The sequence below is a fragment of the Neisseria bergeri genome (assembly GCA_003044455.1).
Lineage (GTDB): Bacteria > Pseudomonadota > Gammaproteobacteria > Burkholderiales > Neisseriaceae > Neisseria > Neisseria bergeri.
Genome location: POWY01000005.1, coordinates 44,436 through 60,262 on the forward strand (window position 1 = coordinate 44,436; position 15,827 = coordinate 60,262).

Sequence of the window (15,827 nt, forward strand, 5' to 3'; positions counted from 1 at the left end):
CCCCGCCCCGCCAATCTGTTTTCACATTCTTTTCAAACGCAGGAAAATGGCGGGCAATAAAAGCAAAATACCCAGTTTCAGGCTGAAAACGGCAGGTTGCGCCAACACTTCGACAAGGCGGTCTTCCGTGCGGGAAAAATCTTTATTGCTATAGACACTGCCACTGTTGCGGTATTCCAACAGAACGCCGTTTAAAAAACCTTTTCCGACGGTGTCGCTTAAAACAATCTTAACCTGCCGCGCCCTGATGGCTCTGCCGATATTGCCGCTTGTGCACAAACTGTCGAACCCGTAGCAGGAAAGCCGGTACTGCCGCCCGTCCGCCTCCAGTTTGATTGCCCGTCCGCTGCGGTTGGGTGCGGTAACGGTCAAATCCGCATATTCGAATATTTTTTCTTGTTCGTGAAATGCCGTCCGGTAAGGTGCAATAAAAACGGCAGACAACAGCAGGCAGCTTATGGCGGCAAACAATGCCAAGCGGTGATATTTCATACTTGTTCCCTGTTTCTCAAATGCCGTCTGAAAAAACGGCTGCATATGTTGTCTGCAAAATATCGGGAAGCATATCAGACAAAATGCCGTCTGAAATATTTTCAGACGGCATTTCAATCCGATTCGGATTATTTTTGCGTTTCAACCGCTTCCAGTGCGCGCAGGGCGTAAGTGTAGGCAGCACCGGCATTCAGGGCGATGGCGGTTGCCAATGCGCCTGCGATTTCGCTGTCGGTCGCACCGGCTTTGGCGGCGGCGGCGGCATGAACGCTGATGCAGCTTTCGCAACGCGTGGTAATGGCAACGGCGATGGCAATCAGCTCGCGCGTTTTGGCATCGAGTGCTTCGGCAGCGGCGGCCTGTTCCAGTGCGCCGTAGGCTTGCAGCATTTTCGGATGGGATTTGCCCAGCTCGCCGAATGATTTTTTAACCAGTGCGGTATGTTCTTTCCAATCTTTAAACATTTTCTTTTCCTTTCTCTTGCGTTTAACCCTGATACGCGCTTGCGTATCTGTTTTTGATGTGCGTATTATTGCAATTATTCAGTTGTGTTTCTCGTTTAATCATCTCATTTTATGGTTCAAAAAGATTTATGGACATTCTGGACAAACTGGTCGATCTCGCCCAATTGACGGGCAGTGTGGATGTGCAGTGCCTTTTGGGCGGACAATGGTCGGTACGGCATGAAACCTTGCAACGCGAAGGACTGGTGCATATTGTTACGGCGGGCAGCGGCTACATCTGCATAGACGGCGAAACTTCCCCGCATCCGGTCGGCACGGGCGATATTGTATTTTTCCCGCGCGGCTTGGGACACCTGTTGAGCCACGACGGAAAATACGGAGAAAGTTTACAACCGGATATACGACAAAACGGCGCATTCACGGTCAAACAGTGCGGCAACGGACAGGATATGAGCCTGTTTTGCGCCCGTTTCCGCTACGACACCCACGCCGATTTGATGAACGGGCTGCCGGAAACCGTTTTTCTGAACATTGCCCATCCGAGTTTGCAGTATGTGGTTTCAATGCTGCAACTGGAAAGCGAAAAACCTTTGACGGGGACGGTTTCCGTGGTCAACGCATTGTCGTCCGTCCTACTGGTACTTATCCTGCGCGCCTATCTCGAACAGGATAATGATGTCGAACTCTCGGGCGTGTTGAAAGGTTGGCAGGACAAACGTTTGGGACATTTGATCCAAAAGGTGATAGACAAACCGGAAGACGAATGGAATATTGACAAAATGGTGGCGGCCGCCAATATGTCGCGTGCGCAACTGATGCGCCGTTTCAAAAGCCAGGTCGGACTCAGCCCGCACGCCTTTGTGAACCATATCCGCCTGCAAAAAGGCGCATTGCTGCTGAAGAAAACCCCGGATTCGGTTTTGTCGGTCGCGCTGTCGGTGGGTTTCCAGTCGGAAACGCATTTCGGCAAGGCGTTCAAACGGCAATACCTTGTTTCGCCGGGGCAATACCGCAAAGAAGGCGGGCAAAAATAAATCGGGGACTCAAACGCAAATGCCGTCTGAAAAGGCTTTCAGACGGCATTTGCGTACCGCGTCATTTCAAGGGCTGCATCTCCATCACTTCCATCAAAAAGTTGGTAAATGCGGGATTATCGGGTTTGGCATCCATATTTTTCCAACGCTGCTGCCAGCCGCGCAGGGCATTTTGGATATACAGTTTGGACTGTTCGGTATTGATTTCTCCGCGCTGGCTGTCCACCGCCGAACGCAGGTAGATTTCATACATACTGTCATCGACGGCATTGCGCCCGACCAGACGTTTTCTAAAGTTGTTCAGATATTGCGCCGCCTGAACCTTGGTCATTTTGCCGATGTTCACCTGATAACCCAGGCGCGTCGCCTCGTCGCGGATTTTGGAAACGTCCGTCCAATGCGAAGGGGCGAGACGGAAACCTTTTGCAGACGCTTCCGCCGGAACGGTATTAATCGGTCTGACGGGGATTTCGGTCAGGGTGGGCACATAAACAGTTCCGCAGCCGGACAGGGCGGCCGCGATGGGGATAAGGGCAAGATATTTTTTCATACCCGCCATTATAAGCAGGTTTGCCCTGAAAAAACAAATTGTTCCGAAAAAACGCGGGTTCGTCGGGATTGCGCGCGCCCGAATCCGCCGCCGCAAACCCTGCCGCAAGGTTTACAATTTGACCTTTTTATCGCGACAAATATTATATGGATACCGCAAAAAAAGACGTTTTGGGTTCCGGCTGGATGCTGGTGGCGGCGGCCTGCTTCACCATTATGAATGTATTGATTAAAGGGGCATCGGCAAAATTTGCCCTCGGCAGCGGCGAATTGGTCTTTTGGCGTATGCTGTTTTCAACCGTTGCGCTCGGTTGTGCCGCCGTATTGCGGCGCGACACCTTCCGCACGCCCCATTGGAAAAACCACCTGAACCGCAGTATGGTCGGATCGGGGGCGATGCTGCTGCTGTTTTACGCGGTAACGCACCTGCCTTTGGCAACCGGCGTTACCCTGAGTTACACCTCGTCGATTTTTTTGGCGGTATTTTCCTTCCTGATTTTGAAAGAACGGATTTCCGTTTACACGCAGGCGGTGCTGCTCCTTGGTTTTGCCGGCGTGGTATTGCTGCTTAATCCATCGTTCCGCAGCGGTCAGGAACTGGCGGCACTCGCCGGTCTTGCAGGCGGCGCGATGTCCGGCTGGGCGTATCTAAAAGTGCGCGAATTGTCCCTGGCGGGAGAACCCGGCTGGCGCATTGTATTTTACCTTTCCGCGACAGGTGTGGCGATGTCGTCGGTTTGGGCGACGCTGACCGGCTGGCATATGCTGTCTTGGCAGTCGGCGGTTTATCTGTCGGGCATCGGCGTGTCCGCGCTGATTGCCCAACTGTCGATGACGCGCGCCTACAAAGTCGGCGACAAATTCACGGTTGCCTCGCTCTCCTATATGACCGTCGTCTTTTCCGCCCTGTCTGCCGCATTTTTTCTGGGCGAACAGCTTTTCTGGCAGGAAATACTCGGTATGTGCATCATCATCCTCAGCGGCATTTTGAGCAGCATCCGCCCCATTGCCTTCAAACAGCGGCTGCAATCCCTGTTCCGCCAAAGATAAAAAATGCCGTCCGAACATCCTTCAGACGGCATATCGGGCTTTATTTCCCCGCCTTCACGTCCTGCCACTGGCGCACCATAAACTTCAATGCCGCCGGCCGGATGGGAACCATAATAAAGCTGTTTTTCAAATCTTCCCCACTCGGGAAAATCGTATTGTCGTTTTTAAATTCGTCCTCCATCAAATCGTGCGCCGGCTTGCTCGAAGGCGCATAAGTAACGAAATTGCCGTTTTTCGCCGACACTTCCGGATCGAGGAAGTCGTTGATATATTTGTGCGCGTTGGCGACATTTTTCGCATCTTTCGGAATCACGAAAGAATCCACCCAAATCCCTACGCCTTCTTTCGGCATCATCACGCGGATTTTTTCCTTGCCGCCCGCTTCTTCGGCACGGCGTTTGGCGATGTTCAAATCGCCGCCGAAACCGATTGTTACGCAGGTATCGCCGCGCGCCAAATCATCGATAAAGCCGGACGAAGTAAAGCGTTTGATATTGGGGCGGTTTTTCTTGAGTAGGGCGGTTGCCTCCCTGATGTCTTCCGTATTGCTGCTGTTCGGGTTTTTACCCAAATAGTTCAACACCATAGGATAGATTTCCGCCGCGCTGTCCAAATAGCTGATGCCGCATTGCTTGAGTTTGGACGTGTATTCGGGGTCGAACACCAAATCCCACTGGTTGTCCGGCAGCTTGTCCGTACCCAAAGCCTTTTTCACGCGTTCGGTATTGATGGCGAAGGTATTTGTCCCCCAATAAAACGGCACGGCGTATTCGTGGCCGGGATCGACCCCGTCCATCAGCCTCATCATTTCGGGGTTGAGGTGTTTATAATTGGGAATCAGCGACTTATCGATTTTCTGATACGCACCTGCCTTAATCTGCCTGCCCACAAACGCATTGGACGGCGCAACAATGTCGTAACCGGATTTTCCGGTCAGCACCTTGCTTTCCAGCGTTTCATCGCTGTCGTACACATCATAAGTAACCTTGATGCCGTTTTTCTTTTCAAAATCGGCAACGGTTTCCGGATCGACGTATTCCGACCAGTTGTAAATTTTCAATACGTTTTGGTTTTCCGCCGGTGCCGGTTTTTCGGCAGGCGGTTTGTCCGAACCGCCGCACGCTGCAAGCAGCAAAGCAGTCAGGACGGCGAGTGGCAGATGTTTGGTCATTATCATTCCTTGCATATCGGGTTGGAGAAAGCGGCCATTATAGCCGATATTGGCAACAGGGCTTCAGACGGCATTCAAAATCCCGCCACACTCTTCCGAAAACCGCCGCTTCCATAGCTAGAAACAGGGATTTGCGGTAAGATACCGCCGTTCGTTTTCCCTGCTTTTACCATGACAAGACATTTGAGAGACATTGAAAAAATTATGAAAACCTCCGAACTGCGCCAAAAATTCCTAAAATTTTTTGAAACCAAAGGCCACACCGTCGTCCGCTCTTCCAGCCTCGTGCCGCACGACGACCCGACCCTGCTGTTTACCAACGCGGGCATGAACCAGTTTAAAGACGTATTTTTAGGTTTCGACAAACGCCCGTACAGCCGCGCCACCACCGCGCAAAAATGCGTACGCGCAGGCGGCAAGCACAACGACTTGGAAAACGTCGGCTACACCGCCCGCCACCACACCTTCTTTGAAATGATGGGCAACTTCTCCTTCGGCGACTACTTCAAGCGCGACGCGATCCACTTCGCTTGGGAGTTCCTCACTTCCCCCGAATGGCTCAATATCCCCAAAGACAAACTCTTGGCGACCGTATACGCCGAAGACGACGAAGCCTACAACATCTGGTTAAACGAAATCGGCATGCCGTCTAAACGCATCGTCCGCATCGGCGACAACAAAGGCGCGAAATACGCGTCTGACAACTTCTGGCAAATGGGCGACACCGGACCCTGCGGACCCTGCTCCGAAATTTTCTACGACCACGGCGAAGAAATCTGGGGCGGCATTCCCGGCAGCCCTGAAGAAGACGGCGATCGCTGGATCGAAATTTGGAACTGCGTATTCATGCAGTTCAACCGTGACGAACAAGGCAATATGAATCCGCTGCCTAAGCCTTCCGTCGATACCGGCATGGGCTTGGAACGTATGGCCGCCGTCATGCAGCATGTTCACAGCAACTACGAAATTGACTTGTTCCAAGATCTGCTCAAAGCCGTTGCCCGCGAAACCGGCTCAGCTTTCAGCATGGAAGAACCAAGCCTGAAAGTCATCGCCGACCACATCCGCTCCTGCTCATTCCTGATCGCAGACGGTGTATTGCCTTCCAACGAAGGTCGCGGCTACGTATTGCGCCGCATTATCCGCCGCGCCGTGCGCCACGGTTACAAACTGGGTCAAAGCAAACCGTTCTTCCACAAACTGGTGGCCGATTTGGTTAAAGAGATGGGCAATGCCTACCCTGAATTGAAAGAAAAACAAGCTCAAATCGAGGAAGCATTGAAAAACGAAGAAAGCCGTTTTGCCCAAACTTTGGAAACCGGTATGGCTTTGTTGGAAAACGCGCTGGCCAAAGACAGCAAAAAACTCGACGGCGAAATCATCTTCAAACTCTACGACACCTACGGCTTCCCATACGATTTGACTGCCGACATCTGCCGCGAACGCAATATCGAACTGGACGAAGCAGGCTTCGAGCGCGAGATGGAAGCCCAACGCGCACGCGCACGCGCCGCACAAAGCTTCAAAGCCAACGCCCAACTGCCTTACGAAGGTCAAGACACCGAGTTTAAAGGTTATAGCGAACGACAAACCGAATCCAAAGTTCTCGCCCTCTACAAAGACGGCGAACAAGTCAATGAATTGAACGAAGGCGAAGAAGGTGCCATCGTTATTGACTTTACCCCATTCTATGCAGAATCCGGCGGTCAAGTCGGCGATGTCGGCTATATCTTCGCAGGCGAAAACCGCTTTGAAGTACACGATACCCAAAAAATCAAAGCAGCCGTATTCGGCCAATTCGGCGTACAAACTTCAGGCCGTCTGAAAGTCGGCGACAGCGTTACTGCCAAAGTGGATGACGAAATCCGCAATGCCAATATGCGCAACCACAGCGCGACCCACTTGATGCACAAAGCCCTGCGCGATGTATTGGGCGGACACGTCGAACAAAAAGGCTCTTTGGTTACCGCCGAATCCACCCGTTTCGACATTTCCCATCCCCAAGCGGTAACTGCCGAAGAAATCGCCGAAGTAGAACGCCGCGTCAACGAAGCCGTTTTGGCCAACGTTGCCGTCAACGCAGCCATTATGAGCATGGAAGATGCCCAAAAAACCGGCGCGATGATGCTTTTCGGCGAAAAATACGGCGACGAAGTGCGCGTGCTGCAAATGGGCGGTTTCTCTACCGAATTGTGCGGCGGCACACACGTTTCACGCACCGGCGACATCGGCCTCTTCAAAATCATCAGCGAAGGCGGTATTGCCGCAGGCGTGCGCCGTATCGAAGCCATCACCGGCCTGAACGCACTCAAATGGGCGCAAGAGCAAGAGCGTTTGGTGAAAGACATTATTGCCGAAACCAAAGCCCAAACCGAAAAAGACGTACTGGCGAAAATCCAGGCAGGCGCGGCACACGCCAAAACATTGGAAAAAGAATTGGCACGCGCCAAAGTCGAACTCGCCATCCACGCAGGCGCCAAACTCTTGGACGATGCAAAAGACTTGGGTGCAGCCAAACTCGTTGCCGCCCAAATCGAAGCCGACGCAGCCGCCCTGCGCGAAATCGTAACCGACCTGACCGGCAAATCCGACAACGCCGTGATTCTTTTAGCGGCAGTAAACGACGGCAAAGTTTCCCTGTGCGCAGGCGTATCCAAAGCCCTGACCGGCAAAGTCAAAGCAGGCGATCTGGTTAAATTTGCAGCCGAACAAGTCGGCGGCAAAGGCGGCGGCCGTCCCGACTTGGCGCAAGCCGGCGGTACAGATGCCGACAAATTGCCCGAAATGCTGGCAAGCGCGGAAGAATGGGTAAAAGCCAAACTCGCGTAATCCCTCTGCCGCAAGCAAAATGCCGTCTGAACGCCCAAGCCTTCAGACGGCATTTTTCCGCACGCAGCCATACCGACATATGTTTCAACACACAAGACGGCACATAAAGCATCGCCCTATGAATCGTCATTCCCACGAAAGCAAAAATCCTGCCTGTCGGATTTCGGTTTTTTCGGACGTTTCGGGAAACTTATAAATCGTCATTCCCGCGCAGGTGGGAATCCAGAACGCGGGACGGTGGCAATATTCAAAGGTTGTCTGAAAATTCAGAGGTTCTAGATTCCCGCTTTCGCGGGAATGACGGCGGAGAAGTTTCTGCTTTTCCGATAAATGACCGCAACCTAAAACCCATCTTTCCCACGAAAACAGAAAAACAAAAACCTAAAATCCCGTCATTCCCGCGCAGGCGGGAATCTAGGACGTTCGGTTTCGGTTATGTCGGAATTTCGGGAAACTGATGAATCGTCATCCCCGCGCAGGCGGGAATCTAGGATGCGGGGCGGCGGCAATATTCAAAGACCGTCTGAAAATTAAGAGGTTCTAGATTCCCGCTTTCGCGGGAATGACGGCGGAGAAATTTCTGTTTTTCTAATAACTTACCGTAACTTAAAATCCCGTCATTCCCGCATAGGCGGGAATCCAGAACGCGGGACGGCGGCAATATTCAAAGGTTGTCTGAAAATTCAGAGGTTCTAGATTCCCGCTTTCGCAGGAATGACGGCGGAGAAATTTCTGTTTTTCTGATAACTTACCGTAACTTAAAATCCCGTCATTCCCGCGCAGGCGGGAATCTAGGGCGTTCGGTTCGGTTTTTTTGGCTAGTGCTGCAACATTAAATTTCTAGATTCCCACTTTCGTGGGAATGGCGGGATGCAGGTTTCCCTACGGACGCGTTCAGATTCCCACTTTCGCACAAATATAGTGGATTAACAAAAATCAGGACAAGGCGACGAAGCCGCAGACAGTACAAATAGTACGGCAAGGCAAGGCAACGCCGTACTGGTTTAAATTTAATCCACTATAACAGCGCAAATAGGGCAAAGATAAGGATATAGGGGTTTTTTCTTTGAATTTACTATACAATTCACCCGTCCCCGTTATAGAAACCCAAGCCGATGAAAACCCTGCTCCAACTCCAAACCGCCGCACAAAACTTCGCCGCCTACTACAAAGACCAAACCGACGAACGCCGCGAGAAAGACACCTTCTGGAACGAATTTTTCGCCATTTTCGGCATCGACCGCAAAAACGTCGCCCACTTCGAATACCCCGTCAAAGACCCTGCCGACAACACCCAATTCGTCGATATATTTTGGGAGGGCATCTTCCTTGCCGAACACAAATCCGCCAACAAAAACCTAACCAAGGCCAAAGAGCAGGCGGAGCGTTATTTGCAGGAAATCGGGCGCACCAAGCCCTCCGCGCTGCCCGAATATTACGCCGTCAGCGATTTTGCCCATTTCCACCTTTACCGCCGCGTACCTGAAGAAGGCGCGGAAAACCAATGGCAGTTCCCTTTGGAAGAATTGCCCGAATACATCACGCGCGGCGTTTTCGACTTCATGTTCGGCATCGAAGCCAAAGTCCGCCAAATTCAAGAAGAAGCCAACATTCAAGCGGCGGCGGCCATCGGCAGGCTGCACGACGCGCTCAAAGAAGAAGGCATTTACGAAGAACACGAGCTGCGCCTCTTCATCACGCGCCTGCTTTTCCTCTTTTTTGCCGACGACAGCGCCGTTTTCCAGCGCAACTATCTCTTTCAAGACTTTTTAGAAAGCTGCAAAGAAGCCGATACGCTAGGCGACAAGCTCAACCAACTCTTTGAATTTCTCAACACACCCGACCAAAAGCGCAGCAAGACCCAAAGCGAAAAATTTAAAGGTTTCGAATACGTCAACGGCGGCCTGTTCAAAGAACGCCTGCGCACCTTCGACTTCACCGCCAAGCAGCACCGCGCCTTAATCGACTGCGGCAATTTCGACTGGCGCAACATCAGCCCCGAAATCTTCGGCACGCTCTTCCAATCCGTCATGGACGCGCAAGAGCGGCGCGAAGCGGGCGCACACTACACCGAAGCCGCCAACATCGACAAAGTCATCAACGGCCTCTTTTTAGAAAACCTGCGCGCCGAATTTGAAGCCGTCAAAGCCCTCAAACGCGACAAAGCCAAAAAGCTCGCCGCCTTCTACCAAAAAATCCAAAACCTGCAATTCCTCGACCCTGCCTGCGGCTGCGGCAACTTCCTTATCGTCGCCTACGACCGCATCCGCGCCCTTGAAGACGACATCATCGCCGAAGCCCTCAAAGACAAAGCAGGCAGCCTGTTCGACAGCCCGTCCGTCCAATGCCGTCTGAAACAGTTTCACGGCATCGAAATAGACGAATTTGCCGTCCTCATCGCCCGTACCGCCATGTGGCTCAAAAACCACCAATGCAACATCCGCACACAAATCCGCTTCGAGGGCGAAGTCGCCTGCCATACGCTGCCGCTCGAAGACGCCGCCGAAATCATCTACGCCAACAGCCTCCGCACACCTTGGCAGGCGGCGGACTACATCTTCGGCAATCCGCCCTTTATCGGCTCGACCTACCAAACCAAAGAACAGAAAAACGACCTCGAAAGCATCTGCGGCCATATCAAAGGCTACGGTCTGATGGATTACGTCTGCAACTGGTATGTCAAAGCCGCCGGCATCATGGCGCAGCATCCCCAAGTTCAGACGGCATTTGTTTCCACCAATTCCATCTGCCAAGGCCAGCAGGTCGAAATCCTTTGGGGCAGCCTTTTGAAGCAAGGCATCGAAATCCACTTTGCCCACCGCACCTTCCAATGGACGAGCCAAGCCGCAGGCAAAGCCGCCGTCCACTGCATCATCGTCGGCTTCCGCCAAAAGCCGCAAATGCCGTCTGAAAAAACCCTCTACGACTATCCCGATATCAAAGGCGAACCCCAAAAACACGCCGCGGCCAACATCAATCCGTATCTGATTGACGCGCCCGATTTGATTATCGCCAAGCGCAGAACCCAAATCAGCGGGGAAATTGAAATGCTTTATGGTAATAAGCCAACCGACGGCGGCAACCTTATCCTCTCAACCGCCGAAAAAGACGCCCTGATTGCCGCCGAACCCTTGGCGGAACAATACACCCGCCCCTTTGTCGGCGCAGAGGAATTTATCAACGGCAAAACCCGTTGGTGCCTGTGGTTTCACGGCGTATCCGATGTCAAACGCAACCACGACCTGAAACAAATGCCCCAAGTTCAAGCCCGTATTCAGGCGGTCAAAGCCATGCGCGAAGCCAGCAGCAAAGCCGCCACGCAAAAAAAAGCAGCGACCCCGTGGCTCTTCGACGAAATCCGTCAACCTTCAGAGGGCAATTATCTAATTATTCCACGCGTCTCATCCGAAAGCCGCCGTTTCATCCCCATCGGTTATCTGTCGTTTGAAACAGTTGTCAGCAATCTGGCATTTATCCTTCCAAACGCCACCCTCTACCACTTCGGCATCCTCAGCTCCACCATGCACAACGCCTTTATGCGTACCGTTGCCGGCCGTCTGGAAAGCCGTTACCGCTATTCCAATACCGTCGTGTACAACAACTTCCCCTTCCCCGAAAGCTGCCGGATGCCGTCTGAAAACGACCGCCCCGACCCGCTCCGCGCCGCCGTCGAAACCGCCGCCCAAGCCGTCCTCGACGCGCGCGGACAATACTGCCGAGAAGCGCGGGAAGCCGGTTTGCCCGAGCCGACCCTCGCCGAACTCTATGCGCCCGACGCAGGCTATACCGCCCTAGACAAAGCCCACGCCGCCCTCGACAAAGCCGTCGATAAAGCCTACGGCTACAAAACAGGCAAAAACACCGACGACGAAGCCGAACGCACCGCCTTCCTGTTCGAGCTGTACCGCAAGGCGATAGAAAGCGAAAACACCAAGCCACCTAAAAAACCTAAATAAAGGCAAACCCTGCTTGGTTTACAGCAGCGTAAGGCGGGCTTCAGCCCGCCGTTTTTCTTCATTTTCGGTTGTCGATTGGCAGGCTGAAGCCCACCAACTCCCACCATCTTCACCCTAAAATCCCGTCATTCCCGCGCAGGCGGGAATCCAGAACGCGGGGCGGCGGCAATATTCAAAGGTTGTCTGAAAATTCAGAGGTTCTAGATTCCCACTTTCGTGGGAATGACGGCGGAGCGGTTTCTGCTTTTCCGATAAATGACCGCAACCTAAAACCCATCCTCCCGCAAAAACAGAAAAACAAAAACCTAAAATCCCGTCATCCCCACGAAAGCAAAAATCCTGCCTGTCGGATTTCGGTTTTTCGGACGTTTCGGGAAACTGATGAATCGTCATTCCCGCGCAGGCGGGAATCCAGACCTTAGAACAACAGCAATATCCAAAGGTTGTCTGAAAATTCAGAGGTTCTAGATTCCCACTTTCGCGGGAATAACGGCGGAGGTTGCTGTTGTTTCGGATAAATTCCTGCGGTTTCGGGTGTCTAGATTCCCGCTTTCGTGGGAATGACGGCGGAGAAATTTCTGTTTTTCTAATAACTTACCGTAACTTAAAATCCCGTCATTCCCGCACTGGCGGGAATCCAGGGCGTTCGGTTTCGGTTATGTCGGCATTTCGGGAAACTGATGAATCGTCATTTCCGCGCAGGCGGGAATCCAGGGCGTTCGGTTTCGGTTATGTCGGAATTTCGGGAAACTGATGAATCGTCATCCCCGCGCAGGCGGGAATCCAGAAACGCGGGACGGCGGCAATATTCAAAGGTTGTCTGAAAATTCAGAGGTTCTAGATTCCCACTTTCGTGGGAATGACGGGATATAGGTTTCCCTACGGACGTGTTCAGATTCCCGCCTTCGCGGGAATGACGGCGGAGCAGTTTCTGTCTTTCCGATAACTTACCGTAACTTAAAATTCCGTCATTACCGCAAAAGCAGTTGCTACGGTTACTGATTCGTTCCCCCTCATCCGAATTACGCCGCACACCGCAAAAAACGCGCGCCCAATACAGTTACATAGTTGCTACGTTTACCGTCAAAAATGCCGTCTGAAACCCCGGGCTTCAGACGGCATTTTTTATTTCACACCCTTACAGGTAGAATTTTTCGATGACTTTCAGGTTGTCATCCAATTTGTACACCAGCGGCTGACCGGTCGGGATTTCCAAGCCCATAATGTCTTCGTCGGAAATGCCCTCGATGTGTTTTGCCAGCGCGCGCAGGGAGTTGCCGTGCGCCGCTACCAAGACGCGTTTGCCGCTCAAAATCGCGGGGGCGATTTGGTCTTCCCAAAACGGCAATACGCGCTCCAGCGTTACTTTCAGGTTTTCGCCGTCGGGGATAACATCGGCAGGCAGATGGGCATAGCGGCGGTCTTTGTGGGCGGAAAACGCGTCGTCTTTGTCCAAAAGCGGCGGCAGGGTGTCGTAGCTGCGCCGCCAGATGCGGACTTGCTCGTCGCCGTATTGTTCGGCGGTTTGTTTTTTGTCCAGACCTTGCAGTCGGCCGTAGTGGCGTTCGTTCAGCCGCCACGTTTTGATTTGCGGTATGAACAGTTGGTCGGATTCTTCCAAAACGATGTTGCAGGTCTTAATCGCGCGGGTCAGGACGGATGTGAAGGCGATGTCGAACTCATAGCCGTTTTCTTTCAGTTTCTTACCGGCGGCGGCGGCCTCGGCAAGCCCCTGCTCGCTCAGCTTCACGTCGCGCCAGCCTGTAAACAGGTTTTTCGCGTTCCATTCGCTTTGCCCGTGGCGGATAAATACCAGTTCCATATCGTCTCCAAAGTGTGAAAGTGGGAAAACGGTATTTATAACATATTTTCACATTCCCGTATTTGATTCAGATTCAGACACGCGCCCACTATGGTTTGCCGTTTTGATTTACAATAATGCCCTTTGTTTTACATTCCGCATACACAATGAACACGCAAGCGCACGCTTCCCATACCGATTCCAACACGCTGATGCTCGGCCGATACGCCGAACGCGCCTATCTCGAATACGCCATGAGCGTGGTCAAAGGCCGCGCGCTGCCTGAAGTTTCAGACGGCCAGAAGCCCGTGCAGCGGCGCATTTTGTTTGCCATGCGCGATATGGGTTTGACGGCGGGGGCAAAGCCGGTGAAGTCGGCGCGCGTGGTCGGCGAGATTTTGGGTAAATACCACCCGCACGGCGACAGTTCCGCCTATGAGGCGATGGTGCGCATGGCGCAGGATTTTACCTTGCGCTACCCCTTAATCGACGGCATCGGCAACTTCGGCTCGCGCGATGGCGACGGGGCAGCGGCGATGCGTTACACCGAAGCGCGCCTCACGCCGATTGCGGAATTGCTGTTGTCCGAAATCAATCAGGGGACGGTGGATTTTGTGCCGAACTACGACGGCGCGTTTGACGAACCGTTGCACCTGCCTGCCCGCCTGCCTATGGTGCTGCTCAACGGTGCGTCAGGCATCGCGGTAGGCATGGCGACCGAAATTCCGTCGCACAATTTGAACGAAGTTACGCAGGCGGCGATTGCACTGTTGAAGAAACCGACGTTGGAAACCGCCGACCTGATGCAATATATTCCCGCACCCGATTTTGCCGGCGGCGGTCAAATCATCACGTCGGCGGACGAATTGCGCCGTATTTACGAAACCGGCAAAGGCAGCGTGCGCGTGCGTGCACGTTATGAAATCGAGAAGCTGGCGCGCGGACAATGGCGCGTGATTGTGACCGAGCTGCCGCCGAACGCCAATTCCGCCAAAATCCTTGCCGAAATCGAAGAACAAACCAACCCGAAACCGAAAGCGGGCAAAAAGCAGCTCAACCAAGACCAGCTCAACACCAAAAAGCTGATGCTGGATTTAATCGACCGCGTGCGCGACGAGTCCGACGGCGAACATCCCGTGCGTCTGGTGTTCGAACCGAAATCCAGCCGCATCGATACGGATACCTTCATCAATACGCTGATGGCGCAAACTTCGCTGGAAGGCAATGTGTCCATGAACTTGGTGATGATGGGGCTGGACAACCGCCCCACGCAGAAAAACCTGAAAACGATTTTGCAGGAATGGCTGGATTTCCGCGTCGTGACCGTAACACGCCGTCTGAAATTCCGTTTGAACCAAGTGGAAAAACGGCTGCACATCCTTGAAGGCCGTCTGAAAGTCTTTCTGCACATTGATGAAGTGATTAAAGTCATCCGCGAATCGGACGACCCGAAAGCCGATTTGATGGCGGCGTTCGGGCTGACCGAAATCCAAGCCGAAGACATTTTGGAAATCCGCCTGCGTCAGCTGGCGCGTTTGGAAGGTTTCAAACTCGAAAAAGAATTGAACGAATTGCGCGAAGAACAAGGTCGTCTGAATATTCTTTTGGGCGACGAAAACGAAAAACGCAAGCTGATTGTCAAAGAGATGCAGGCGGACATGAAGCAGTTTGGCGATGCGCGCCGCACGCTGGTGGAAGAGGCCGGACGCGCCGTGCTGACACAAACCACTGCCGACGAACCCATCACGCTGATTCTGTCGGAAAAAGGCTGGATACGCAGCCGTGCCGGACACAATCTCGATTTGAGCCAAACCACGTTCAAAGAAGGCGACCGCCTCAAACAAACCCTTGAAGGCCGTACCGTTTTACCCGTCGTCATTCTCGACTCATTGGGTAGAACCTACACACTCGATGCCGCCGAAATCCCCGGCGGACGCGGCGACGGCGTGCCGGTTTCATCCTTAATCGAGCTGCAAAACGGTGCGAAACCCGTTGCGATGCTGACAGGATTGCCGGAACAACATTATTTATTATCAAGCAGCGGCGGCTACGGCTTCATCGCCAAACTGGGCGATATGGTCGGGCGCGTGAAAGCGGGCAAAGTGGTGATGACCGCAGACAGCGGCGAAACCGTCCTGCCGCCCGTTGCCGTCTATGCCTCCTCGTTCATCAACCCCGACTGCAAAATCATTGCCGCCACCAGTCAAAACCGCGCCCTCGCCTTCCCCATCGGCGAATTGAAAATTATGGCGAAAGGCAAAGGGCTGCAAATCATCGGATTGAACGCCGGCGAATCGATGACGCATACCGCCGTTTCTTCCGAGCCGGAAATCCTGATTGAAAGCGAAGGCAGGCGCGGCGCGGCGCACAAAGACCGCCTCCCCGTCTCCCTGCTTGAGGCAAAACGCGGCAAAAAAGGCAAACTATTACCTATATCGGGCAGCCTGAAACAGCTTTCTTCCCCCAAATAAACCCGGTTCC

Annotated in this window: 11 protein-coding genes; 6 read left to right on the forward strand and 5 right to left on the reverse strand. The window is 53.1% G+C overall.

The window, feature by feature from the left end:
* Nucleotides 1–21 precede the first annotated feature (21 nt).
* Together DBY86_RS06660 and DBY86_RS06665 are read right to left on the reverse strand one after the other, a co-directional pair.
* Entirely contained in the window at nucleotides 22–492 is a 471-nt protein-coding gene (locus tag DBY86_RS06660) for a hypothetical protein (protein WP_234403405.1), read from the reverse strand.
* Between the two features lie 128 nt (nucleotides 493–620).
* The gene (locus DBY86_RS06665) at nucleotides 621–956 is read right to left on the reverse strand and encodes a carboxymuconolactone decarboxylase family protein (protein ID WP_002234131.1); all 336 of its coding nucleotides are present in this window, start codon (nucleotides 954–956) and stop codon (nucleotides 621–623) included.
* A gap of 128 nt (nucleotides 957–1,084) precedes the next feature.
* Between DBY86_RS06665 and mtrA the strand changes: the two genes are divergently transcribed.
* Nucleotides 1,085–1,990: an efflux transporter MtrCDE transcriptional activator MtrA gene (gene mtrA / locus DBY86_RS06670; RefSeq protein ID WP_107819382.1), complete on the forward strand. Its 906-nt coding sequence runs from the start codon at nucleotides 1,085–1,087 to the stop codon at nucleotides 1,988–1,990.
* A 61-nt stretch (nucleotides 1,991–2,051) separates the two neighbouring features.
* Here mtrA and DBY86_RS06675 read toward each other — a convergent pair whose 3' ends face one another.
* On the reverse strand, nucleotides 2,052–2,540 hold the full coding sequence (locus tag DBY86_RS06675) for a prokaryotic membrane lipolipid attachment site family protein (RefSeq protein WP_107819453.1): 489 nt from the start codon (nucleotides 2,538–2,540) through the stop codon (nucleotides 2,052–2,054).
* Nucleotides 2,541–2,686: 146 nt separating this feature from the next.
* On the opposite strand from DBY86_RS06675, the gene DBY86_RS06680 reads away from it, so the two are divergent.
* Nucleotides 2,687–3,589 (forward strand): DMT family transporter, encoded by a 903-nt coding sequence (locus DBY86_RS06680; protein WP_107819383.1) that lies wholly within the window; start codon nucleotides 2,687–2,689, stop codon nucleotides 3,587–3,589.
* Nucleotides 3,590–3,629: 40 nt separating this feature from the next.
* Here DBY86_RS06680 and DBY86_RS06685 read toward each other — a convergent pair whose 3' ends face one another.
* Nucleotides 3,630–4,760, reverse strand: coding sequence for a polyamine ABC transporter substrate-binding protein (locus DBY86_RS06685; RefSeq protein WP_107819384.1), 1,131 nt, complete (start codon nucleotides 4,758–4,760; stop codon nucleotides 3,630–3,632).
* Nucleotides 4,761–4,964: 204 nt separating this feature from the next.
* Between DBY86_RS06685 and alaS the strand changes: the two genes are divergently transcribed.
* From alaS to DBY86_RS06710, 3 genes are all read left to right on the forward strand, one after another.
* Nucleotides 4,965–7,589, forward strand: coding sequence for an alanine--tRNA ligase (alaS, locus tag DBY86_RS06690; RefSeq protein WP_107819385.1), 2,625 nt, complete (start codon nucleotides 4,965–4,967; stop codon nucleotides 7,587–7,589).
* The gene (locus DBY86_RS13955; RefSeq protein WP_300905525.1) at nucleotides 7,565–7,696 is read left to right on the forward strand and encodes a hypothetical protein; all 132 of its coding nucleotides are present in this window, start codon (nucleotides 7,565–7,567) and stop codon (nucleotides 7,694–7,696) included. Before alaS ends, DBY86_RS13955 begins: the two co-directional genes overlap by 25 nt.
* A 1,008-nt stretch (nucleotides 7,697–8,704) precedes the next feature.
* Nucleotides 8,705–11,545 (forward strand): class I SAM-dependent DNA methyltransferase, encoded by a 2,841-nt coding sequence (locus tag DBY86_RS06710; protein WP_107819387.1) that lies wholly within the window; start codon nucleotides 8,705–8,707, stop codon nucleotides 11,543–11,545.
* Between the two features lie 1,138 nt (nucleotides 11,546–12,683).
* Here the strand turns inward: DBY86_RS06710 and DBY86_RS06730 are convergent.
* Nucleotides 12,684–13,367 carry a 2,3-diphosphoglycerate-dependent phosphoglycerate mutase gene (locus DBY86_RS06730; RefSeq protein ID WP_107819389.1) on the reverse strand — a complete coding sequence of 228 codons (684 nt, stop codon included), beginning with the start codon at nucleotides 13,365–13,367 and terminating at the stop codon, nucleotides 12,684–12,686.
* Nucleotides 13,368–13,513: 146 nt separating this feature from the next.
* Between DBY86_RS06730 and parC the strand changes: the two genes are divergently transcribed.
* Nucleotides 13,514–15,817, forward strand: a complete 2,304-nt coding sequence (gene parC / locus DBY86_RS06735; RefSeq protein WP_107819390.1) for a DNA topoisomerase IV subunit A — start codon at nucleotides 13,514–13,516, stop codon at nucleotides 15,815–15,817.
* The last annotated feature ends 10 nt before the right edge of the window (nucleotides 15,818–15,827 follow it).